Below are 23,636 nucleotides of genomic sequence, written 5' to 3'. Positions count from 1 at the left end.
CCGTCGGAAGAAGAACCGCTCTGCCGAGCTACTCGTCGAACGGGTTCGTCAGCTCGACCGTCTCCTCCCGGTCGGGACCGACGCCGACCGCGTAGACGGGCGTGTCGGTCTCGTCGGCGAGGAACTCCAAGTACTCGCGCGCCGCTTCCGGGAGCGCGTCGTATCCGGCCTCGGCGACCGCGGCCGAGTCGAACTCCGCCCAAGTGTCGAGCGTCTCGTACACCGGCTCGCAGCGCTCCCAGCGGTCGGTCGTGGTCGGGACGGTATCGAGCTCTTCACCGTCGAGTTCGTACCCCGTACACACTTTCAACTCGTCGAGGCCGGCGAGCACGTCGACGTGGTTGACCGCGAGCCCCGTGAAGCCGGAGACGCGCGCGGCGTGGCGGAGCATCGGGAGGTCGAGCCAGCCGATCCGGCGCGGGCGTCCCGTGACCGTCCCGAACTCGCCGCCCTTCTCGCGGATCTCGTCGGCGAGCGCCTCCTCGTCGGCGTCGCCGTCGAGCTCGGTCGGCATCGGGCCCTCCCCGACCCGCGAGAGGTACGCCTTCACGATGCCGACGACCTCGCCGTCGCCGACTTTCGTGACGCCGAGCCCGGAGCCGACGGCCGCGGCGCCGGCGGTCGGGTTCGAGGACGTGACGAACGGGTAGTTCCCGTGGTCGACGTCGATATGGGTGCCCTGCGCGCCCTCAAAGAGGATCTCGTCGCCCGCCTCGTGGCGGCGGTAGAGGTAGTCGGAGGAGTTGACGGTCATCGCCTCGTCGGCGAGGCGTTCGCCGATCGCGGCGAACTCCTCGTGGAGCGCGTCGACGTCGAACGCCTCGGCGCGGTCGTCGTCGCTAAGGTCGAGCCCGTACACGTCCTCGACGAGCGCGCGCTTCTGCGGCACGGCGTATTCGAGCTTCTCGCGGAGCGCGTCTGGGTCGAGCAGATCGGCCACCCGGATACCGCGGCGGCCGGCCTTGTCCTCGTACGTCGGGCCGATGCCGCGGCCGGTCGTCCCGACCTCGTCGCCGGCGTCGTCGTCGGCCTTGACCTCCTCCTCGATCCCGTCCAGCACGCGGTGGTACGGCATGATGACGTGGGCCCGGCGGGCGACCCGCACGTCTGGGTCGAGGCCGCGCTCGCGCAGGTCGTCGATCTCCGTGAACAGCGTGCGCGGGTTGACGACGCAGCCGTTGCCGAGGACGCCGACCGTCCCCCGAACGGCGCCGCTCGGTACCAGCGAGAGCTTGTACTCCGCGCCTCCCTCGACGACGGTGTGGCCGGCGTTGTCGCCGCCCTGATAACGGACTACGACGTCCGCGTCCCCTCCCCACCGGTCGACGAGCGCGCCCTTGCCCTCGTCGCCCAGCTGGGAGCCGACGATGGTGAGTGTCATACGGCCCGGAGGTTCCGGCCGGGGGGTAAAACCGATTACGGTCCGCGGACGCGATCACCCCACGGACGTGCATCACACAACCTCTCGACCGTCTGGAATGTGCCCGTTCGTGCGGTCGAGCCTCGTTCGCCCGCGCGGTCGGCTATCCCCACGCGCTCGCTCGCGGCGACCGTTCGGTCCGAGTCCGTTCGGTGTGATCCGGCGACTTGCGGGCCTCACCGAGTCGAATCGATCGAACACGTTAACTACTGCCACGTCGAAGCGTGCGATCGTCCGACCCGGTCCCGGCCGCCGACAGCAACTTTTAAACGGGGGCATGACGAGTTAACATGTGCCATGATAGATCGACTAGAGAAGGAGGTAGACATGCTTGAACGCCACCTCCAGGTCCTGCGGATGGTTATCGAGAACGAGCCGATCGGCATCGTGAAGATGTCGAACGAGACCGGCTACCCCCACCACAAGGTCCGCTACTCGCTGCGCGTGCTCGAAGAGGAGAACCTCATCGAGCCGTCCAGTCAGGGCGCGATCACCACCGAGCGGACTCACGAGTTCGTCGACGAACTCGACGAGAAGCTCGACGAGACGGTCGAGAAGCTCGGCTCCATGCGGATCGACGACGCCGCCGAACTCGAGAACTGAACGCCTCCGTTCGTACGCCTCGCCCGCCGGAAGCCCGCGTTTTGACCGCGGTCGGACGTAGTCGGTAGCCTCTCCTGTACAGTCCTGGTCGCCCTCGCGTTTCGGGACGGATCGCTCTACCGAGCATCGACTGGACCCTCACGAAAGTCCCGCTTCCCGGGGCCCCCGCTACAAGTCAGGGACCGTCATGTGGAAGCCGCCGTCGCGGGCCTCGACCAGACAGAGGTGATATCCCCGCTTCCGCGAGAGCTTCACGAAGCTCGCGCGCTTCGACCGACTGAACAGTCCGCCGCCGACGGCGTCGCTCGCGGTCTCTAACGCGCCCGGCTCGAAGAAGCTCTCCGTCACCGCGAACGCCGCCGCGAACGAGTCGTTCGACTCGGCGATATCGCGGCCGTTGCCGACGAGCGACTCCAGGGTCCCCTCCGCGGTCGGGTCCCGGCTGTCGTTGAGGTCGGCGACGAACAGGGGATTCCCCATCCGGTCGCGTAAGACGAGGTCGAACGCGCGCTGCTCGCGCGTTTCCTCGCCGTTCTCTCGGATCGCGATCGACACCGACCCGCCGATCTCCGCGCGGTCGACCTCTGGGATCGCGTCGTACAGGTCGCGGAGGACGCCCTGGTTGCCCGTCCCGCTCACCTCGAACGGGAGGTCCTCGACGAGCCAGCGGGTGAACCCGTACTCGATCGTGCCCCGGAGGAACTCCTCGTACGGTTGCCCGTCGACCGCGAGTCCCTCGGTCTCGAAGCTCGTGTGGTGTTCGATCCGGAGGTTCTCGCGGAGGGCCTCGCGGTCCACCGCCCCGTCGTGAGCGTCCTCCAGCGTCGCGCCGCCCTTGGAGTCGTACCTGACGAAGAGGTTCGTCCCGCTCCGCGCCTCCGCGGGCGAGATCGACCGGTCGCTCTCGGGGAGTCGGTCGCGGGCCGCGGCGAGGTCGTCGCGCAGCCGGTCGCGCTCCTCGCGGAGCGTCGAGAGTTCGGACTCCAAGCGCTCGACCTCGGACGCCAGCTCGTCGCGCTCGGCCGCGACCTCGTCCCGCGCCGCGGCGGCCTCCTCCAGCTCGGCGGCCAGCTCGTCGCGCTCCCGCTCGGACTCCTCCAGCGCGCTCTCCAGCTGTCGGAGGCGCTCCCGCGGCGACCCCTCGCCGCCCGACCCGCCGGAATCGCGCGCGCGCTGCGACACGACCGACCGGTTCGCGCCGGCGTCGCCGGTCGAACGCGGCTCGGGCGACGAGTCGCTAGTGGGGTTCCCGGCCGACTCGTCGGTGCGGCGCGCCGCGCCGTCCGACCCGCGGGACCGACCCGAGCCCGACGACGCGACGGCGTCGCCGTTGCGGCTCTCCGGCGGATCGCTCGCTTCCGACGGGTCCAGCGCGGGGATCGACTTCTGCTCGCGCCACTGCTCCTCCTCGGAGAACACGTCGTCGTCCGGGCGGGGCTCGTCTCCCCGGTCGCCGTCGCGGTCCCGACCGGCGGCGTCGGCGGTCCGCACGTCGCGGTCCCGTTCCCCCGAGGCGTCGACCGACCGCGCGCCGGCGGCGCCCGGGACGCCGCCGGCGGCGCTCGTCTGCGATCGATCCGCGCCGACGCTGCCCTCGCTCGATCCCTCGCCCGGAGTCCGCGGTGCGCCGGCGTCGTCGCGGTCGCCCGCCGCGTCGATCTCGACGGGCGACGGGCGACCGTCGTCGGCCGACTCGTCACCGCTCCGCGCGTCGGGGCCCCGATCTCCCTCGGCCGCCTCGCGTCCGACGGTCTCGGGGTCTCGAGTCGTCCCCGCGCCGTCCGACTGGTCGCCGGTCGGGTCGTCCTCGGCCGCCTCGTCGTCGGGAGTTTCATCGGTCGCTCCGTTGCCCGCCGCCTCGGCGCTCGCCGACGCGGCGCTCGCCGGCGCGCCGGCGTCCGCGTCGTCGTCGGCCGCCGAGCCGCCGGACGGGATCTCTCGGACGCTCAGGTCGACCTCGTAGACGGTGTAGATACCGACCTCGTCGTCGGCCAGTGAGAACGCCTCCTCGCCGGTCTCGAGGCGCCGAGAGTTGCCGACGTACGCGGCGGCCATCGACTCGCCGGCCGTGTACGTGACGTAGTAGTCGCCCGAGAGCACGTTCTCGGAGAGCTCGACGTAGCCGGTGAACCCGCCCTGCGAGAGCTTGCGGTCCGCCTCCGAGAGCGGGGTGTCGTTCGTGTAGTACTGCGCCCGCGGCTCGCCGCCCCGCTCCTGCATCGCGAACAGGACCGGGAGGACCGGTTCGGGGGCCTCGTACAGCGTCCCCGAGGCCTCCGCGAAGCCGTCGAGGTCGCCGTCGACCGCCCCGACGACGCGGCCCTCGAACACGAACAGCCACGCCGTCCCGTCGGTCACCGCGCCGGAGAACCCGCCGTCGACGAGGCGACCGAGCTCGGCGAACCCGCCCGAGAACTCGCGGGAGTCCCACTCGGCGATCTCCGATCGTCGCTCTGCGTCCATCTTGGTTTATGTCGCCTGCAACGGCCCAAATACCTTCCGGACCGTGAGACGGCCGTCTGACGCCGATCGGGCGGGGATCGTCGACGCCGGTCGGTTCGCAGGCCGGCGGTTTCGGTCGGGACGTTCGTCGCGCCGTCGACCGACTACGCCTCCTCGACGGCCGCGATCGCCTCGCGGCCGAGCTCGATCACGTCCGGCTGCAGGTCGCTCGCGGCCAGCTCGGCCGGCCCGTACCAGCGCCACGCCTCCGGCTCGACCTCCCCGTCGCCGCCCGGCGCGATCTCGCGGGAGTCGACGCGGGCGAAGTAGAGGTGATCGACGTGCTGGTGACCCACCGACCCGTCCTCGTGGACGTTGATGTCGTGAAGCATGAGGTGAGCCGGCTCCGGGAGCCCGCGGGTGTTCGGCCCCTTGATCGACGACTCGGTCGCGACCAGTTCGGCCTCCAGTCCGGTCTCCTCGCGGACCTCGCGCAGCGCCGCCTCGTGGGGCAGCTCGTCGCGGTCGACGTGGCCGCCGGGCGGGAGGCGGATCCCGAGCCGGTCGTGCGCGTGAAGCGCTGTCGCGCCGTCGTTGACGACGTACGTCGTCGCGGTGAAGTGACGGGTGGTCTCCATACGCGTCGCTCGGCCCGCGCGGGCTTGTGGGTTCGGAAAACGGTCGAAAAACGAAGTTCCGACGCGACGGGAACGGCGGAGCGTCGACGGCGTCGGCCCCTCGGGCCGGCGTGCCGATCAGCTCAGCGCGACGCCGTCCTCGGCCTCCAGCAGCTCGTGATACCGGTTCCGGATGGTGACCTCGCTGATGTTCGCCACGTCGCTGACCTCGCTCTGGGTCACCTTCTCGTTGACCAGCAGGGAGGCTGCGTAGACGGCCGCGGCCGCGAGGCCCACCGGCGACTTGCCGGAGTGGATCCCCTGCGACTTCGCGGTGTCGAGCAGCGACCGGGCGCGGCGCTCGGCCTCGTCGGAGAGGCCGAGGTCGGAGGCGAACCGCGGGACGTAGCTCTCCGGGTCGGCGGGCTGGATCTCCAGCTTGAGTTCGCGGACGACGTAGCGGTACGTCCGGGCGATCTCGTCCTTCTCGACGCGGGAGACGGCCGCGATCTCGTCGAGGCTGCGCGGCGTGCCGGCCTGCCGGGCGGCGGCGTACAGCGACGAGGTGGAGACGCCCTCGATCGAGCGGCCGGGCAGGAGGTCCTCGTCGAGCGCGCGGCGGTAGATGACCGATGCGGTCTCGCGGACGTTGTCCGGGAGGCCGAGGGCGCTGGCCATGCGGTCGATCTCGCCGAGCGCCTGCTTCAGGTTCCGCTCCTTGGAGTCGCGGGTGCGGAACCGCTCGTTCCAGGTACGGAGCCGCTGCATCTTCTCGCGCTGGCGGCTGGAGAGGGACTTCCCGTAGGCGTCCTTGTCCTGCCAGCCGATGTTCGTCGAGAGCCCCTTGTCGTGCATCATGTTCGTCGTCGGGGCCCCGACCCGCGACTTGTTATCCTTCTCCTTGGAGTCGAACGCGCGCCACTCCGGCCCGCGGTCGATCTCGTCCTCCTCGACGACGAGCCCGCAGTCGACACACACCGTCTCGCCGTGTTCGGTGTCGGTCGCGAGCTGGCCGCTGCACTCGGGACATCGCAGTTCCTCGTCCGACGACTCGGTCTCCTCCTCGTCGCCGACGTGCTCCGCCGTGTACGTTCGAACGTTTTCGCTCATTGGTTGGTTCAGATGGAGGGAACGAGGGGACCGAGAGACGCGTCTCGGTTGGTTTCCTCACTAACGGATAAGGACTGAGAGTATTTAAATCCTTTCTTCGATATCGAGAACGAAAACCAACGAGAGAGCGCATCGCGCACGTCGTCACGGCGAGAGTAGCCGCCCGTCTCCCACCGGTCACCGTCGGCGAGCGGTTCGCGCCGATCCGGCGAACGCTACTATATAGATATTTCGTGATAGATTCCCCGTCAGACCGGCGGTCCGACGCGGGAGCGGGCCGCGGTGGAGATACCGAAATCCCAAAGACACTTGTTACGTCCGCGAGTGAGTTGGACCGATGTCCCCGATACTGCTTCAAGAGGCGCTGGCCGGCGGGATCGCCCTCCTGTTCGGTCTGCTGGTACTGCTCGTACAGCTGGGTATCATCGTCTGGATCTACTCGGACGCGAAGCAGCGCAGCGACCAGCCCGCGTTCCTGTGGGCCGTCGTCGCGTTCCTCGCGCCGCTGCTCGGACTCGTGCTGTACTTCATCGTCGGCCGGCGATAGCGGTCCTCTCGCTCGCTCGTCGCCCTTTTCCCGCCGCTATCGCACGTGCCGCCCGGCGAGCTCCCACAGCCGGTCGGCGATCCCGTCGTCGAGCTGGTCCCGGGTCACGCGCCAGTCCCAGTTGCCGCCGACGGTCCCCGGCTCGTTGAACCGCGCCTCGCTGCCGAGCCCGAGGAGGTCCTGCATCGTCGTCATCGCGAGCACCGCCTCGGAGGCCCACACCTCGTCGACGACCTCCCACTCGACCGCGCGGTCGCCGTCGGCGCCGACGTTGTACCGGAAGCAGTCGCGCTGGCGCTCGGGGAGGTCCTCGTAGTAGCCGACCCACGTGTCCGTGTCGTGGGTCGACGTGTAGCCGACGACGCCCTCGGGGTAGTGCATCGGCTGGTAAGGGTTCCCCTCCTCGCACCAGTCGGCGTACTGCGGGACGCGCATCCCCGGGAAGCCGAACTCGGCCATGATCTCGTTCATCGCCGGCTCCTCGAAGCCGAGGTCCTCTGCGATGAACGGCGCCCGCCCCAGCTCGCGCTCGACCGTCTCGAAGAAGTCGCGCCCCGGCCCCTCCCGCCACTCGCCGGCGGCCGGGTCGTCGCGGTCGGCCGGGATCGCCCAGTACTTCACGAAGCCGAGGAAGTGGTCGAGCCGCGCCACGTCGGCGAGGTCGAACAGCCGCCGGAACCGGGCGATCCACCAGTCGTAGCCGCGCTCGGCGAGCCGCTCCCAGTCGTAGACGGGGTTCCCCCAGCGCTGCCCGTCGTCGCCCGGGTTCGGCGGGACGCCCGCGACCGCGGTGGGGCGGTTCGCCCCGTCGAGTCGGAACGCCTCGGGGTTCGCCCACACGTCCGCCGAGTCGAGCGCGACGTAGATGGGCACGTCGCCGACGATGGAGACCCCCTCCTCGGCCGCGACCGTCCGGAGCTCCCGCCACTGCCGGTCGAACGTCCACTGGACGAACTCCCGGAATCGGACCTCGGTCGCGTGCGCCTCGCGGGCCTCGGCGAGCGCCTCGGGGTCGCGCGTCCGGAGCGGCTCGGGCCACTCGACCCACGTGTCCTCGTCCCGGGCCTCGGCGAGCGCTCGGAACAGGGCGTAGTCGGCGAGCCACGGCTCTCGCTCGCGGAACGCGTCGAGCTCGGCCGCCGCGTCCGTTCCGACGCCCCCGCCGTCCGCGGCCTCGTCGAACCGCTCGAAGGCGGTCCGCAACAGGGGGAGCTTGTACTCCCGGACCGCCGGGTAGTCGACCCGGTCGTCCGGGAAGTCGGGGACCGGTTCGAGGTCCGACTCGTCGAGCCAGCCGTCGGCGACGAGCCCGTCCAGGTCGATCAGGAGGGGGTTGCCGGCGAACGCCGACGGGGACTGGTATGGCGACTCCCCGGCGCCGTCGGTCGTCGGGCCGAGCGGGCAGATCTGCCAGTGGTCGACGTCGGCGTCGCCGAGGAAGGAGAGGAACGCTTCGGCGCCGTCGCCGAGGTCGCCGATCCCGTGTCGTCCCGGCAGCGAGGTGACGTGACAGAACACGCCGGCGGAGCGGTCGAATCGCATGCGTCCCCCTGTGACCCCCACCGACTCAAGCGTTGCGTCCGCGGGGACGGGTCACCGCCCCGTCTCGCGGACGACCGTCATCGCTCCGTCTCCCGGACGATCGCGACCTCGTCGGCGCGGATCCGCTCGGTCCCGTCCCCGTCGACGACGACGCAGGAGTCGCCGGTGACCAGGTCGCGGTCCGCGTGGGCGGCGTCGACGGCGACGCTCGCCGCCTCGGGCGCGAAGTTGAGGACGACGATCAGCGACTCCTCGCCGTCGCTGCGGCGGAACGCCACCACGTCGTCGGGGTGGACGTTCCCGCTGGCGGCGATCGGTCGCTCGTCGAGGTCGCCGCTGGCGACGTGGTACCCCACCCGTTCGAGGTCGCCGTCGGGGCCGAGCGCCGGGTGGTCGGCGCGGGTCGCGAGCAGGCGCTCGTAGCGCTCGCGGACCTCGTCGCGGGCGTGGTCCCACGCGATCGCGTCGCGGCGGCCGCGCTGGCCGATCTCCTGGCCGGCGTACACCATCGGCACGCCGGGCAGCGTCATCGTCGCCGCCCCCGCGGCGGCCGCGGCGGCGTCCCCGCACTCGACGCGGTAGCGCGTCTCGTCGTGGTTCTCGATGTACTGGAGGAAGCCGGCGTGGTCGGGGAAGCCGATCTCCGCGCGCCGGTCGATCGCGTCGAGCAGCGACGCGGCGGGCTCGGCGCCGCGGCCGACCTGCCGGAGCTGGAAGTACAGCGTCGCGTCGAAGTGGACGTCGAACATCCCCTCGTGGAAGCCGGGGATGTACGGGATCGTCTCGTCCATCAGCAGGAACTCGCGGTCCGTCGCCTTCACCCGGTCGCGGAGTTCGCGCCAGAACGAGTCGGGCACGGCCCACGCCATGTCGCAGCGGAACCCGTCGACGAGCGGCGCCCACTCGTCGATCACGTCGAGCAGGAACCGGCGCACGTCGAGGTTCGCGTGGTTCAGGTTCGCGATCAGCTCCCAGTCGAAGTACGTCCCCGGCTCGCCGGACTCCTGCCACTCGTAGCGATCGCGGTACGGGGAGTCGGGGTTCCGATACGCGTCCTCGAACCACTCGTGGTCGCGCGCGGTGTGGTTGGCGACGAAGTCGAACAGCACCCGCATCCCGTGGTCGTGGGCGGTCTCGACGAGCGCCTCGTAGTCGTCGCGGTCGCCGAGGTCCTCGGCGACGTCGAAGAAGTCGACGATGTTGTAGCCGTGCGGCTTCCCGTCGTGTCTGAGGACCGGCGTGAGCCACAGCGTGTCGACGCCGAGGTCGGCGATCTCCGGGATCCGCCCCTCGATCGCCGCGAACGCCTCCCCCTCGTCGGCGTCGGCGAACGTCCGGACGTACACCTCGTAGACGGTCGCGTCCGTCGTCCACTCCGGCGGCTGGTTAAGCCGGACGGTCTCGAAGGCGGGCCCGTCGGCGCCGGTCGGCGTCGTCAGCTCCGGCTCGGCGGGTTCGGGACCGTCGCTCCCGGCGAGCTCGCCCCGGTCCGTGCGCTCGACCGCGACCGCGTCGGCGACGCTCACGCGCCGCTCGCGGCCCGGCTCGCGGGCGACGGCGACGCCGTGGACCCGGAGCCGGTCCGGCACGGCGTCGGTCGGGATCCGGAGCGCCCGCCCGTCGTCGGTCGTCCAGAGCGCGTCCCGCGGGTTCCGCCGCCCCGCCGCGACCGCGGCCTCGACGTCGCGGTCGTCGACGACGAAGGTGACGGCGAGCTCGGACGCGTCAAGGGCCGACTCGGGGTTCGGCGTCGGCGTCGCCCGGACGACGACCTCGTCCCGGCCCGCCTCGCTTCCGCCTTCGCCCGCCGCCTCCTCGACGGTCGCGTCGAGCCGGACGCGCGGCCGCCCGACGCCCTCGTGGGCGCGCTCGGCGCCGTAGTCGATCGCGGCGTGGTCGGCGTCGCGGTCGCGGACCGCGGTCCCGCTGCCGCCGGCGACGTCGACGCCCTCGTAGCTCGCCGGGAACGCGCGCACCGTCAGGAGGTGGTCGCCGTCGGGCGCGTCGAGCCCGAGCCGGTACCGGCCGGGGACGTCGGGGGTGAAGTCGGTCACGGACCGCTCGCCCACGGTCGCCTCGCTGTCCGGCGGCGCGTCGGCGACGCGCCACTCGTAGCTCGCCGCTGGGTCCGGGTCCCGCGGCGCGAGCTGCGTCGTCTCCCCGGTCGAGAGGAATCGGGGGGGTCCAGGGTGGTGCATGTGGCACCCATTGACGCCCGGGGTCTTCGGTGTTGCTCTTCGGTCGATCCCCCTCGAACGGAGCGGTCGCCTCGTTCGTCAATGCTTTTACCCCGGAAATCGCAGGGCGACTATGCGACTGCGAACCGCTCTCACGGAGCACGAACGTCGGCGCGGCGAGCGCTATCCGGCGGAGCGTCCCACGACCGCCGGCGCGTTCACGGGCGACGACGGCCGTCTGGTCCACGTCGGGCCGGACGGCGCCGTCCACGACTGTTCGTACTCCCTGTCGGGAGTCGGCGGGGCCGACCGGCTCCGAATGGGGATCACGGCCGGCCGCGGCGTCCGCTGGTTCGACGACCTCGCGACGACGCGCCAGCACTACGACGGCGACACCCCCCTCGTCGAGACCGAGTACGACGCGGGGCGGTACACGATCCACCAGTTCGACCTGGTCGTGGGCGACACGCACCTCACGCACGTCGAACTGCGCGGCGCCCCGCCCGCCGGCGCCGAGCTCGTCGCCGCCTGCGCGTTCTCGCCGGACATGGTCGAGGGGCGCGTCGGCAACCTGGTCCACCAGGAGGCCGGGCCGGACGACGGGAGCGTCGTCGAGGTGTACCACCGCTCCGAGCACGACTTCCTGACGGCGTCGACGGGGCTCTCGGCCGCGCACGGCCAGCGGCTCCGCACGATCACGGAGCTGCTCGGCGAGGACGGGACCGGGTTCCCGCACCGCGGCGAGATCGACCAGCGCGAGGACTCGCGGCTCACGCCGGACGTCGTCGTCCGCGCCCCCTTCGAGCGCGACGGGCGGACCGAGCGCGTCACCCTGGCGAGCCGGGCGGTCGTCGACCGCCGAGAGACGCGCGAGACCGGCGACGACGCGATGGACGCGCTCTCCGACGGCCCGGACCGCCAGCGGCGGATCGAGGAGCTCTCGCGGATCGCGACCGCCTACCCCGACGCCGACGACCTCCGCGAGGCGGCCGCGGGCCGGGGGCCGACGGTCCCCGAGGACGTGCCGCGACGGGGGGTGATCGCGAGCGACCTCCGCGCGCTCGACCTGCTGACGGCCGAGTCCGGCGCCCGGATCGCCGCCCCCGAGTTCGACCCCTTCTACTCGACCTCCGGCGGCTACGGCTACACCTGGTTCCGCGACGAGGCGGAGACCGCGTCGGCGCTGTTGAGCGCGAGCGAGGAGATCGGTCTCGACGCCGACGAGGAGCTGCTCGCGACCGCCTCCTTCCTCTGCCGCACGCAGGACGCCGACGGCTCGTGGCCCCACCGCGTCTGGGCCGACTCGGGGAAGGTCGCCCCCGGCTGGGCGAACGCCCGGATCGAGGGCGCGAACGGGACCGCCGGCCCGAACGACCAGCTCGACCAGCCCGCCTCGGTCGTCGCCTTCCTCGCGCGGCTCCGCCGGACGACCGACCTCCCCGAGGAGTGGCGCGAGCGGATCGACGCCACCATCGCCGACGCGGTCGCCTTCCTCCGCGAGACGACCGAGGACGACGGGCTCCCCCGGCGCTGTCAGAACTGCTGGGAGAACGCCCTCGGGCGGTTCACCCACACCGGCGCGGCGTACCTCCGGGCGTTCGCCGCGGTCGGCCGCGCGCCGGTCGACGACGAGACGCGCGTCGCGGCGGCCGCGGCGGCCGACGACGCCCTCGCCGGGCTCGACGACCGCTGGAACCCGGACACGGGGCGGTTCCCCCAGCGCGCGAGCGCGGAGAGCCGCGACGACCGCGCCGACGCCAGCACGTTCGCGCTCGCCGGTGCGGCCGTCGAGTACGCGGCCCTGCGCGAGGAGCGCGCCGACGTCGACGGCGCGGTCACCGACGGCTCGGGCGCGGCGGTCGCGACCGCCGACTTCGACGCGTTCCTCGACCGCGTGGAGCGCCACGTCCGGAACTCGATCGACGCCCTGCGCCGCGAGACGGCCGACGTCGAGGGGCTCGTCAGGTTCACCGGCGACGACTGGCGCACGGCCGAGCAGGGCGCCGCGAAGGTGTGGTCGATCGCGACCCTGTGGGGCGCGACGGCGGCCGCCTCGCTCGGCGGGCTCGTCAGCGACCGCGGCGGCGACGGAGGCGGTGAGGCCGACCGCGACGCCAGCGCCGAGCTGTTCGCGGCGGCCCGCGACCTGTACGCGCTCTGCGAGCCCGACGGCCACTTCGTCAACGAGGCCGGGCTCTTCGCCGAGCAGGCGTTCGACGACGGCGACCTCGACAGCGCGACGCCGATCGGCTGGTCGCACGCGCTCCGGATCGAGGCCACGGTGACGCTCGCGAGGCACGGCGCGCTCCCGGTCCCGCACGACCGGCCGACCGGCCCGGACGAGGCCCCGCACTGGACGACCGGCCGGAAGTTCGGCGTCGGCACCCCGGCCGACCACGGGGCCGACGACCCGGTCCCGGTCTGGTTCACGCTGACGGAGGGGGCGCTCACCGAGGCGCGGTTCCCGCGGATCGACGTGATGAACGTCCGGACGTTCGACTTCCTCGTCGCCGACCCGGAGACGGGGTACACTATCCGCACCTTCGACGAGACGAGCCACGTGACGGCCACCGAGACCGTCGAGCGCCGGACGGAGCCGACGGTCGAGGACGCGCTCGCGTACACGCAGACGATCCGGGAGACCGGCGACGGCCACGGCCACGAGTGGACGCTCACCGTCGAGTACGCGGTCGACACCGGCGGCGACGCGGTCCTCGCCGACGTCGACTTCGAGGGCGGCCGCGAGTACGACGTGTACGCCCTGGTCGACACGACGATCACGAACGTCGGGACGAACGACCGCGGCGACCGGGTGGGCGACGGCGACGGCTACCACCTGCTCGCGCGCAACGACGACGCGGCCGAGCGGGGCGCGGGAAAACTCGTCGACGACGGCGGCGACTCCTTCGAGGTCGCCCTGGCGCTCGCCAGCGACGACCGGTTCGAGTGGGCCAGCGCCCTCGCGGCCGGCGACGAGGACGCGGACGCCCTGTTCGGCGAGGGCGAGCGCGGCGAGGGGGCCGCCGAGGCGACCGGGAACGTCGTGCTCGCCGGGCTCGTCGGGAGCGGCACCGCCGTCTCCGACACGGTCGCGCTCGGGTTCGCGGAGAACGCCGACACCGCGGCCGCGCTCGGCGAGGCCCGCGGCGCCATCTCGCGCGGCTTCGACGACGTCGCCGACGCGTACGTCGGGTCGTGGCGCGACTGGCTCGCCGGCCGCGAGTTCCCCGACTCGGTGACCGGCGACGCGGAGCTGGCGACCCAGTATCGCTTCGCACTGATGACCCTCGCGGCCGTGGAGGACAAGCGCCACGACGGCGCGGGGATCGCGAGCCCGTCGGTGCCGTGGGGCGAGACGGAGTACGCCGCCGAGGACCGCGGCTACGGCTACAACTTCGTCTGGTCGCGCGACCTCTATCAGGTGTTCACGGCGCTGATCGAGGTCGGCGAGGTCGAGCGCGGGGCGAACGCGCTCGCGTACCTCTACAACACGCAGCAGGACGACGACGGCTTCCTCCCGCAGAACACCTACATCGACGGCCGCACCCGGTGGGGCGGCGAACAGATGGACAACATCGCGTTCCCGTCCGTGATGGCGTGGCAGCTGTACGAGCACGGAGTCACGCCGGACGAGGCCGACTACACGTACGACCAGGTCCGGCGCTCGCTCGGCTACATCGCGGCCAACGGCCCCGAGACGGCCCAGGAGCGGTGGGAGGAGGAGGCCGGCTTCTCGCCGTCGAGCATCGCGGCCGAGATCGCCGGGCTCGTCTGCGGGGCCGCCTTGGCGCTCGTGGAGGCCGACCGGACAGAAGTTGACGGCGACGCGACCGCCGAGGAGTCCCCCGACGCGCTGCGCGCCGACGCGCTCGCGTGGCTCGGGCTCGCCGACGACTGGGCCGCGCGCGTCGAGGAGTGGTGCGCGACGGCGACGGGGACCGAGCGCCACGCCGAGACGCCGTACTACCTCCGGATCACCGCCGATGGCGACCCCGAGTCCGGCCGCCCGCGGACGATCGCCAACGACGGCCCGACCTACGACGAGCGCGAGATCGTCGACGGCGGCTTCCTGGAACTTGTCCGGCTCGGCGTGAAGCCGGCGGACGACGAGACGGTCCGGAACTCCGTCTCCGTCGTCGACGACTCGATCCGCGTTGACACGCCGCACGGCCCCGCGTGGTACCGCTACGTCGGCGACGCCTACGGCGAGATCGCCGCCGGCGACCCGGGCGCGCCGTGGGCCGGCACGGGCGACGGCCGCGGGCGCCTGTGGCCGATCTTCACCGGCGAGCGCGGGGAGTACGAGCTCCGTGCCCGCGCCGACGGCCCGCACGGCTTCGGCGGCACCGACGAGGACGAACTCGAGCCCGACGCCCTCCTGGAGACGATGGCCGGGTTCGGCAACTCCGGGCGGATGCTCCCGGAGCAGGTGTGGGACCGCGAGCACCCGACCGACTACGGATGGGAGTTCGGTGAGGGCACCGGGGGGGCGACCCCGCTCGCCTGGTCGATGGCCGGCTACATCCGGCTCGCGCACGGCGTCGACGCCGGCGAGCCGGTCGAGACCCCGGCCGTCGTCCGGGAGCGCTACGTCGAGCGCGACCGGCCCGCGGGCCCCGACCTCACGGCCGCCGTCGAGTACGCGGGCGAGGACCTGGTCGTCTCCGGCGAGACCGACGGCGACGCGGTCGCGGTGTACGCCGCGGACGGTTCCGCGCTGGCGACCCCCGACGACGGCGCGTACGAGGTCCGGCTGGACGCCGACCTCGACGCCGACACGGTGGTCGTCGCGGCGACCGCCGACGGGTCGCCCGCCGGCGACGCTTCGGCCGACGGCGACGACCCCCTCGCCGACTTCGCCGGCGCCGGCACGTCGGTCGAACGACTCCGGCTGTAGGCGGGTCGCGGTATTTCGTTCTGTTGGGACCCTCGACAGGTGGCGTGATACAATAGCCGTGCCGAGTAGCCGGCGCGAATGCGGTACGAACTGGGGCCGACCCATGAGAGAGCGATCGGGCAGTACACACCATCTCGCGTTTGTCCGTTTCAGGAACCCTCTGAAATCCCATACGTATTTAAATATCAGAGAATAAACACTCGGTTCGTCTGAATTCACCAAGTTGAATCGATTTGTACACCGAGCGAATCAGTGCCGGTTCGAAGCGCGCTGCCGCGGAGTATCTGCGTTCCACGGCGAGCGTCCCGGTCCGTGTTTGGTTCCAGACGAACACGGGACGCGATATAATAACATCAGTATGAAATTTTAAATATAGCTATATAGTTACGGAGCGTCGGAAGGATGTGAGTAAAGGTATCATGTCTCAAAAAGAGCTCTCGCGGCGAACCGTACTGCGGAGGGGTGCTATCCTCTCGACGTTCCTCGGACTGGGCGCGTTGACGATGCCCGGTCAGGCCGCGGCGATGAACAAGGCGGAACTGATCGAGCAGATGGCGAGCGAAGCCGGACTGAGCGCGCCGGAGATAGAGCATGCGCTCGACGCGTTCACCCACGCGACGACGAAAGCCTTGGAGAACGGCGACAGCGCCGTGTTGGTCGGATTCGGATCGTTCAGCATCTCGAAGCGCTCCGCCCGGACGGGGCGGAATCCGAGTACGGGTCGAAATCCGAGCGCTCGAAACGGGCCTGCAGACGATTCGCCGGTGACGTTCGCCGTCTGCCCGGAGTTCGCGGCCGCCCTCGATCTCAACCCCGGTAAGGGCGACGAGGCTAGCGCCAAGTGCCGAGACGCCGACGTGGTGATCGACGCGGAGTACATCGCGAGTGAAACGGAACACGACCCGCGTGGGGGGCTATCGGAGGAGGACGCAAAGCGGGCGCTCGAGGCGTTCATCAACACGACGACGAAAGCCCTCAAAAAAGGAGATCGGATCTCGGTGGGCGTCAAAAAGGACGAGGATGAGGGGTTCGGCACGTTCAGCATCTCGAAGCGGTCTGCCCGGACCGGACGGAACCCACAGACCGGAAAAGAGATCCAGATCGCGGCGAAGAAGGTGGTCAAGTTCAAGGCGGGTGCCGAACTCTCGAAGGCCGTCAACTGAAAACCCAGCGGCGTGATACCCCTGAGACCGGTCCGTATGTCGTCGAACTAGCTGCAACGCCGGTCGGGGGAAACTACTGAGTTCCCGTCTTTAAGACTCGCTCCCATGAGTGCCGAGATGTTCTCTGAGCTGAGAGAATAACACTCTAAGAACATCAACGGAGCCGTTTCGACGGTCGAAGTCAGCCGAGCGCGGTCACGTCGACCGCGCGCGAGTCGCCGTCGACAGCGAGCTCGACCGACTCGACGACCGACTCCCTGACGCGCTCGCGCCACGCCTCGACGGCCTCGGCGTGGAGCTCCCGACGCGTCTCGACGCCGGCGTCCGGGTGGGCCGCCGCGGTCTCGTCGACCTCGGGGTACGGCGGGACCTCGCTCACCAGTTCACGGGGATCGACGTGGATCGGGGCCGGAGTATCGCCCTCGCGCCCGCTCGTGTCGCTCCCGTCGCCTGCGTTCGCGTCGACCGCGTGGAGCCGGGCGCGCATCCGCCCGGAAAACGGCGGGGTCACCCGGAGGACGACCTCGCGGTCGCTCCGGAGCGTTGCTTCGAGCGCGCTCGCGACGTCCTCGCGGTGGACCGCGATCGAGCGAATCCGGTCGGGAGCCCCCGCGTTCCCCGCGGACCCGTCCGACCCGTCCTCAGTCATCGTCACCCGCCCACTCCGCGTCCGAGAGGGTGCGCTGGACCGCCTCCTCGCCGACGGCGCCGGCGAGGTGCTCGAAGCCGGCGCGGACGCCGCGGTCGCTCGCGTTCGCGACGAGCCGCGAGACGATGAACTCCGGCGTCGATTTCCCGATCGTGCCGAAGCGCGGCTGGTAGTCGACGCGCAGCTCTAACTCGCCCGTGAGTCCCTCCGCGAAGATCCCGTCTATCCGGGCGGCCTCGGGGAGTGGACTGAGGTCCTCCGCGAGGTGCGTGACGTACACGCCGAGCGCGCCGCGGTCGACGGTGAGCGTCACGAGGCCGTTCAACAGGTCGGCGGCGCGGCCCGGTTCCGTGATCGCCTCGAACTCGTCGACTAACATCAGCGTCCGGCCGTCCTCGACGAGCGGCGGGACCACCGACTTCAGCGTCGACTCCAGCACCCCGGCGTTGAACGAGGCGTGCCGGCGGTGGAAGACGATCCGGTCGAACGCACCGACCTCGGCCGCCTCGGCGGGGACCGGGAGCCCCATCGACGCGAGCAGCGCCACCGCGCAGATCGTCTCCAGCAGGGTCGTCTTCCCGCCCGAGTTCGCGCCCGTGAGTACGCTCACGCGGTCGCCTGTCGGCGGCGCGTCGGCGCTCGCGACGCCGGCGTCGCCCGCGAGCGAGTGGGTCCCGACCGCGTACGACACCGGCTGGACCTCGCCGGCGACGAAGAGGTTTCGAGCGTTCCGCACCGCGATCCCGTCGTCGACCAGCGTCGGCCGGACGAGGTCGTACTCGGCCGCGAACAGCGCGAGCGAGAGCAGGAACGCGACGTCCGAGACGGCGTCGACCGCGCGGGCGACGTGGCTTCTCCCCTCGTCGTCTCCGTCGTCCCCGTCGTCTGCCCCGCCCGATTCGCCTCCGTCTACCCCCGCTCGCATCCCCCCGATCCGCTCGCGGATGTCGTCGGCGACCGCCGCCTCGCGCTCCGCGACTTCGGTTTCCAGCTCCGCCGCGAGGTCACGGAGGGTCGCCGAGACGAAGTCGGCGGCGTCGAGCGCGTCGTCCGGCGCGACCGAACGCACCGTCGCCGGGTCGACGCCGGTCTCGCTCGCGACGTGATCGATCGTCGCGGCCTCCAGCGCCTCGAAGTCGCGCAGCGAGCCGTCGCGGACCGCGTCGAGCACGTCGAACGCCGAGTTCTCCAGCTCCTCGGCCGCGTCGAGCCGATCCCGGAGACGGTCGAGCTCACCGTCGGCACCGCGGGCGATCTCGATCTCCCCGTCGGCGTCGACGCTCGTCGGGTCGATCGACCCGCGCACGTCGGCGAGGGCGTCGGCGGCGTCTCGCAGGGTGTCCGCCTCCAGCTCGCCCACCGCCGCGAACGGGCCGTCGTCGAGCCCAGCATCCCGCAGGGCGAGGGCCGTTTCGACGGCAGCGAGGTCCGACCCCCCCGCGTCGTCGTACGCGTCGAACGCCTCGACGACGCGCTCGCGGTCGGCCTCGGCGATCCCCTCCCACGCGTCTCGCGCGGCGACGACGCCGTCGAGGCGCGCCTCGACGGCCTCCCGGTCGCTGAGCGGCGTCAGCACCCGGATCCGGTCGGCGGCGTGGGCCGTCAGCGCGTGGCTCGCCGCAAGCGAGAGCAGGTCGTCGTACACCGAGCGGGTGTCGCCCGTCGCGAGGACGTCCATCCCGGCCTCGCCGTTGGCCCGGCGGAGGATCCGGGTGGCCCGCCCGCGGTGGAGCCCGGCGTCGACGAGCGCCCGCACGTCGGCCGACTCGATCGCCTCGATCGCCCGCGAGGTCCCCAGCGCCAAGACGAGCCGCTCGCTCGTCTTCGGGCCGATCCCCCAGTAGTCCTCGAGTCGCATACGCCGAAGTGAGGGCGCGGCGTCTTGGCGTTTTCGTCGGCGGCGGAGCGCGCGAGCGAGGGGCGGGCCGGCCCGCGACCTCCCCGGCCGCCAGCGTCAAACCCCGTCGGTCGCTACCGCGACCCATGGCCACGGAGATCGCGGACGGTGTGTGGCGGTTCGAGCTGCGCGGCGTCAGCGCCTACCTCGTCGACGACGACGTGCCCGTGCTCGTCGACGCGGGGACGCCGTGGGACGAGGACCGAGTGCGGGCGGGGATCGCCGAGGCCGGCGTTGACGTCGCGGATGTCGGGCGAGTGCTCCTGACGCACTACGACCTTGACCACGTCGGGACCCTCGCGGCGCTGACGCCGGAGCTCGACGCGACCGTGTACACCGGCGCGTTCGACGCGGCGATCCTCCGGGGCGAGCGGTCGCCGCCGCCGCGGAACCACAAAGGCGCCTTCCAGCGGCTCGCCGGCCTGTTCGACACCTCGCCCGACCTCGATATCGAGGCGGTCGCCGACGGGGAGCGGCTCGGCTCGTTCACCGCCTACCACACGCCCGGGCACACCCCCGGACACGTCGCGTACGTGAGCGAGGACCTCGGCGTCGCGCTCCTCGGCGACCTCGTCGCCGCGTCCGACGGCGCGCTCGAACCCTCAGAGTGGTTCGTCAGCTACGACACGGACGCGGTACTGGACAGCGTCCGCGACCTCGCCGCCCGCGCCCCGCCGTTCGAGGTCGCGTGCGTCGGCCACGGCGACCCCCTCGCCTCGGGGGGAGACGAGGCGCTCGCCGCGCTCGCAGAGCGGATCTGAGGGAACCGAACGGCGCGGCCCGGCCCCGCCGCCCTATCGCGACTGCCGGTAGATCAGGTTGCGCTGGATGTCGTTCGCGCCCTCGTAGATCACCGGGATGCGCACGTCGCGGTAGACGCGGGCGATCCGGCGGTCGGTGAGGATCGAGCGGCCGCCGTGGAGCTTCATCCCCTTCTCGGCGCAGTCGGCGGCGACCTCGGTCGACTTCGTCTTCGTCAGCGCGGCCCAGTAGCCCGCGTCCTCGTCGTCCGCGACCTTCTCGCAGGCGCGCCAGTTGAGCGCGCGCGCCGACTCGAAGCCGATCCGCATGTCTGAGAGGGTGTGCTGGACCGCCTGGAACTCGTCGACGGTGCGACCGAACGCCTCGCGGTCGTGGACGAACTCCTCGGCCTCCTCGATGGCGGCGGCGGCCAGCCCGAGCCCGTGGCCGCCGACGATCACGCGGCCGTGGTTGAAGAAGTCCGCGAGGACGTAGAAGCCGCCGCCCTCGCTGCCGACGACGTTCTCCTCGGGGACGAAGCAGTCGTCGAAGACGATGTGACCCTGCTTGGAGGCCCGCATCCCCATCTTCTCCGGGATGTGCTCGGCCTCGTACCCGTCCGAGTCGGTCTCGACGATGAACAGGGTGTAGTTGGAGTAGCTGTCGTCGCTCTCGCCGGTCTTGGCGTAGACGGTGAGCCAGTCGGCCTCGACCGCGTTACCGACCCAGTACTTCTCGCCGGTGAGCTCGTAGCCGCCCTCCACCTTCTCGGCCTCGGTCGTCATCCCCGCGAGGTCGGAGCCGGTCTCGGGCTCGGAGACGGCGAGCCCCGATATCTGGTCGTTCTCCGCGACGGGGCGGAGGTACTCCTCCTTCTGTTCGTCGGTGCCGTACTGCTCGACCATCTCGGCGCCGAAGCTCGCGAGCTGGAGGGTGAGCGCGATGCCGGCGTCGGCGCGGTAGAACTCCTCCGCGATCGCGAGCACCTGCGCGAGGTCGAACCCCCGCCCGCCGTACTCCTCGCCGATGTCCTGCGCGACGAGCCCGGCGTCCATCCCCGCCTCCAGCACCTCCCACGGGTACTCGCCCGACTCGTAGTACGCCGCCGCGTTCGGCGCGATGTACTCGTCCGCGAACTCCCGGGCCTCGGCCTTCACGTCGCGCGCGTGTTCCGGCACGATGCCGTCGTCGAGTAGATCCATGCCCGATCCGCGGGCCCCGCGACCAAAACGTTCGTGAAACAACGAGGAATGACGGGCGCGTTTACTCGTCGGTCGCGGTCTCCCCCTCGTCGCCGTCCCTGTTACCGTCCTCGTCGACGGGTTCGGCGGCGGCGTCGTCGCCCGCTGCTTCCCCTTCGGGGTCGGTCTCCTGCGCCGCTTCGGTGTCGGCCTCTCCGCCCGCTTCGGCGTCGCTCTCCCCTTCTGCTTCGGCGTCCCCCTCCCCATCCCCGGCCGAGTCGCCCGCGTTCGCGATCGCCTCCGCGTCGGCGATGTCGACGGATTCGCGCTCGGTCTCCTGGCCCTCCTCGGCCTCCTCGCTGTCCTCCTCGGCCTCGTCACCCGCCGCGGAATCGGCTTCTCCCTCGGTCCCGCCGTCCGGGGGGTCGGCCGGGTCGGCGGGCCTGAACCCGGCCGTCTCCAGTTCGGGCTCCGAGCCCTCGTCGGGGGGGTGGCCTCGCTCACGGAGGGTCTCCCGCACGGCCGTCCGGTCGACGGTTCCGGAGACGGTCCGCGGGAGCTCGTCGACGACCGCGATCGTCCTGGGTATCTTGAACCCGCTGAGTCGCTCCCGGGCGAAGGCGTCGAGCGCCGCCTCGTCTATCGGTTCATCCGCGTCCTCGACCGCGAGCAGCGCGGCGACCCGCTCGCCCCACGTCTCGTCGTCGAGGCCGACGACGGCGGCCGCCTCGACCGCGGGGAACCGGCGGAGCACGTCCGTCACCTCGCCGGGTTCGACGTTCTGGCCGCCGGTGATGATCCGGTCGTCGAGCCGGTTGAGCACGTAGAGGTAGCCGTCCTCGTCGATCCGCCCCACGTCGCCGGTGTGGAGCCCGTGCGGACCGAACGCGGAGCGGTCCAACTCGGCGGCGGACCCGTCCTCGTCGGGGTCCGGCGGTCGCTCCAGGTACCCCGGCGTCACCGTCGGGCCGTCCACGACGATCTCGCCCGTCTCGCCGGCCTCGACCGCCGCGCCGTCCTCGTCGACGACCGTCACGTCGGTGCCGAAGAGGGGCCGGCCGACCGTCCCGAGTTGGCCCCGCGTCTGTCGCGGCGTCGCGGTGGCGATCTGCGATGCGGACTCGGTCATGCCGTAGGTCGGGTACACCGGGATCGAGTAGTCGCGGCAGCGCTCTATCAGCTCGTCCGGCGCCGGCGCGCCGCCGAGCAGGACCACGCGGAGCGTGTCCGAGAGCGTGCCGCGGCTGTCGAGCATCCGCTTGAGCATCGTCGGCACGAGCGAGACGCCGGTCACGTCGTACGCGTCGATGTCGTCCGCGGTGCCGCCGGCGTCGAACCCCTCCCGGAGCACGAGCGTCGTCCCGTAGAGCGCGGAGCGGTAGACGGGCGCGAGCCCGCCCATGTGGTGTAAGGAGAGCGAGACGAGCCAGCGGTCGCCGGGGTCGACGCCGAGCCGGAACGCGGAGGCGACGGCGGAGCTGTACACGTTGCCGGCGGTGAGCGGGACCGGCTTCGGGGCCCCCGTCGTGCCGGAGGTGAAGAGGATACAGAGGTGATCGGCGAACTCCCACTCGGGGGGATCGACCGACGCCGGCTCGACGTCGTGAACGGCGGCGACGGTCGCGTCGGTCGGGTCGTCGACGGAGAACACGGGCGTGTCCTCGATCCCGTCGACGGCCGCCAGCGCGTCGTCCTCGGTGGGGTCCGCGCAGACGACCGCCGAGAGGTCGGCGCGCTCGATCCGCTCCGAGAGCTCCCTCGGCGTGAGCTCCTGCCCGAGCGGGACGAAGGTCGCCCCGATCCGCATCGCCGCGTGGACCAGTCCGACGGTCCCGACGTACGGCGGGGTGAGGACGCCGAGCCTGTCGCCAGCCTCGACCCCGTGAGCGACGAGGCGGCCGGCCGTCTCGGAGACGAGGCGGTCGAGGTCCGTGTACGTCCACGTCTCGCCGTCCTCCGCGCGCACGAGCGCGGCGTCGTCAGGCGAGGCCGCGACGCGGTGGGCGAGCCAGTCGCGCACGGGAGTCACCTCCCGCGCGGCGGCGACTCACTCATCGTCGGCGTGTCGGACGGTGAGGACCGGCACGTCCGAGGTCCGGACGACCCGTTCGGTGACGCTGCCGAGGAGGTACCGGTCGAGCCCCTTCCGACCGTGCGTCCCCATCACGATCATGTCGATCGCGTGCTCGTCGACGTAGTCCCGGATCGAGCGGTAGGCGGTTCCGCTGGCGATCGTCGTCTCGCAGTCGACTTCGGCGTCCTCGGCCGCGTCCGCGACCCGTCGCGTGGCCTCCTTCCCCTCGGATTCGAGGGCGTCGACGACGACCTCGGCGCCGGCTTCGAGCGTCGAGTACGCCGCGCCGTCGACGACGTACAGCGCGTGGAGCGTGGCGTCGTACCGCCCGGCGAGGTCGATCGCGTGTTCGATCGCGGCGTCCGACGCGGGACTGCCGTCGGTCGGAACGAGGATCTGCGAGTACATCTCACGGCCCGCTACGCCCGGTACCGATTAAAAACCCGATCACGAGCGGCGCCGCTCGAAAAAGCGCACGACGACGGCGCTACCGGAACCCCATCGCTTCGATCTGCTCTTGGTACCGGTTGCGGATGGTGACCTCGGTGACCTGCGCGACGTCCGCGACCTCGCGCT

16 protein-coding genes and 1 pseudogene are annotated in these 23,636 nt (G+C 71.6%); 6 read left to right on the top strand and 11 right to left on the bottom strand.

What is annotated here, in order from left to right:
* Nucleotides 1-28 precede the first annotated feature (28 nt).
* A complete protein-coding gene (locus SD626R_RS09080; protein WP_092565876.1) occupies nt 29-1,381 on the bottom strand; it encodes an adenylosuccinate synthase in 1,353 nt (450 codons plus the stop codon).
* A 336-nt stretch (nt 1,382-1,717) separates the two neighbouring features.
* On the opposite strand from SD626R_RS09080, the gene SD626R_RS09075 reads away from it, so the two are divergent.
* Complete coding sequence (locus SD626R_RS09075) at nt 1,718-2,023, top strand: hypothetical protein (protein WP_004595838.1); 306 nt, start codon at nt 1,718-1,720, stop codon at nt 2,021-2,023.
* Nucleotides 2,024-2,191: 168 nt separating this feature from the next.
* Here SD626R_RS09075 and SD626R_RS09070 read toward each other — a convergent pair whose 3' ends face one another.
* From SD626R_RS09070 to SD626R_RS09060, 3 genes are all read right to left on the bottom strand, one after another.
* Nucleotides 2,192-4,486, bottom strand: a complete 2,295-nt coding sequence (locus SD626R_RS09070; RefSeq protein ID WP_092565874.1) for a DUF7527 domain-containing protein — start codon at nt 4,484-4,486, stop codon at nt 2,192-2,194.
* Nucleotides 4,487-4,629: 143 nt separating this feature from the next.
* Nucleotides 4,630-5,103, bottom strand: a complete 474-nt coding sequence (locus tag SD626R_RS09065) for an NUDIX hydrolase (RefSeq protein WP_092565872.1) — start codon at nt 5,101-5,103, stop codon at nt 4,630-4,632.
* A 117-nt stretch (nt 5,104-5,220) separates the two neighbouring features.
* Nucleotides 5,221-6,192: a transcription initiation factor IIB gene (locus tag SD626R_RS09060; RefSeq protein ID WP_092565870.1), complete on the bottom strand. Its 972-nt coding sequence runs from the start codon at nt 6,190-6,192 to the stop codon at nt 5,221-5,223.
* Between the two features lie 337 nt (nt 6,193-6,529).
* Between SD626R_RS09060 and SD626R_RS09055 the strand changes: the two genes are divergently transcribed.
* On the top strand, nt 6,530-6,739 hold the full coding sequence (locus tag SD626R_RS09055; protein ID WP_092565868.1) for a PLDc N-terminal domain-containing protein: 210 nt from the start codon (nt 6,530-6,532) through the stop codon (nt 6,737-6,739).
* A gap of 36 nt (nt 6,740-6,775) precedes the next feature.
* Here the strand turns inward: SD626R_RS09055 and malQ are convergent, their stop codons facing one another.
* A complete protein-coding gene (gene malQ, locus SD626R_RS09050; RefSeq protein WP_092565866.1) occupies nt 6,776-8,281 on the bottom strand; it encodes a 4-alpha-glucanotransferase in 1,506 nt (501 codons plus the stop codon).
* Nucleotides 8,282-8,358: 77 nt separating this feature from the next.
* The gene (gene malA, locus SD626R_RS09045; protein ID WP_092565864.1) at nt 8,359-10,479 is read right to left on the bottom strand and encodes an alpha-amylase MalA; all 2,121 of its coding nucleotides are present in this window, start codon (nt 10,477-10,479) and stop codon (nt 8,359-8,361) included.
* A 112-nt stretch (nt 10,480-10,591) separates the two neighbouring features.
* On the opposite strand from malA, the gene SD626R_RS09040 reads away from it, so the two are divergent.
* From SD626R_RS09040 to SD626R_RS17235, 3 genes and pseudogenes are all read left to right on the top strand, one after another.
* A complete protein-coding gene (locus SD626R_RS09040; RefSeq protein WP_092565863.1) occupies nt 10,592-15,355 on the top strand; it encodes a DUF7997 domain-containing protein in 4,764 nt (1,587 codons plus the stop codon).
* 419 nt (nt 15,356-15,774) lie between these two features.
* Nucleotides 15,775-16,020: pseudogene (locus SD626R_RS17395) on the top strand (HU family DNA-binding protein); the annotation flags it as partial.
* Between the two features lie 99 nt (nt 16,021-16,119).
* On the top strand, nt 16,120-16,518 hold the full coding sequence (locus tag SD626R_RS17235) for an HU family DNA-binding protein (protein ID WP_255310132.1): 399 nt from the start codon (nt 16,120-16,122) through the stop codon (nt 16,516-16,518).
* Between the two features lie 181 nt (nt 16,519-16,699).
* Here the strand turns inward: SD626R_RS17235 and SD626R_RS09030 are convergent, their stop codons facing one another.
* On the bottom strand, nt 16,700-17,167 hold the full coding sequence (locus SD626R_RS09030) for a DUF8009 family protein (protein WP_092565859.1): 468 nt from the start codon (nt 17,165-17,167) through the stop codon (nt 16,700-16,702).
* Entirely contained in the window at nt 17,160-19,025 is a 1,866-nt protein-coding gene (locus SD626R_RS09025; RefSeq protein ID WP_092565857.1) for a MutS-related protein, read from the bottom strand. The genes SD626R_RS09030 and SD626R_RS09025 overlap by 8 nt, the downstream gene beginning before the upstream one ends.
* Before the next feature lie 125 nt (nt 19,026-19,150).
* Here SD626R_RS09025 and SD626R_RS09020 point away from each other — a divergent pair, with 125 nt between their 5' ends.
* Complete coding sequence (locus SD626R_RS09020) at nt 19,151-19,825, top strand: MBL fold metallo-hydrolase (protein ID WP_092565855.1); 675 nt, start codon at nt 19,151-19,153, stop codon at nt 19,823-19,825.
* Nucleotides 19,826-19,858: 33 nt separating this feature from the next.
* Here SD626R_RS09020 and SD626R_RS09015 read toward each other — a convergent pair whose 3' ends face one another.
* The 3 genes from SD626R_RS09015 to SD626R_RS09005 form a co-directional block, all read right to left on the bottom strand.
* Nucleotides 19,859-21,007, bottom strand: coding sequence for an acyl-CoA dehydrogenase family protein (locus SD626R_RS09015; RefSeq protein WP_092565853.1), 1,149 nt, complete (start codon nt 21,005-21,007; stop codon nt 19,859-19,861).
* A 61-nt stretch (nt 21,008-21,068) separates the two neighbouring features.
* On the bottom strand, nt 21,069-23,006 hold the full coding sequence (menE, locus tag SD626R_RS09010) for an o-succinylbenzoate--CoA ligase (protein ID WP_092565851.1): 1,938 nt from the start codon (nt 23,004-23,006) through the stop codon (nt 21,069-21,071).
* A 27-nt stretch (nt 23,007-23,033) separates the two neighbouring features.
* Nucleotides 23,034-23,468 carry a universal stress protein gene (locus tag SD626R_RS09005; RefSeq protein WP_092565849.1) on the bottom strand — a complete coding sequence of 145 codons (435 nt, stop codon included), beginning with the start codon at nt 23,466-23,468 and terminating at the stop codon, nt 23,034-23,036.
* Nucleotides 23,469-23,636 lie beyond the last annotated feature (168 nt).

The sequence above is a fragment of the Halorubrum sp. SD626R genome, assembly GCF_001261915.1.
In the GTDB taxonomy this organism is placed as follows: domain Archaea; phylum Halobacteriota; class Halobacteria; order Halobacteriales; family Haloferacaceae; genus Halorubrum.
Note: the sequence above shows the minus strand (reverse complement) of the source record. Positions and strands in the feature narration are given on the sequence as shown.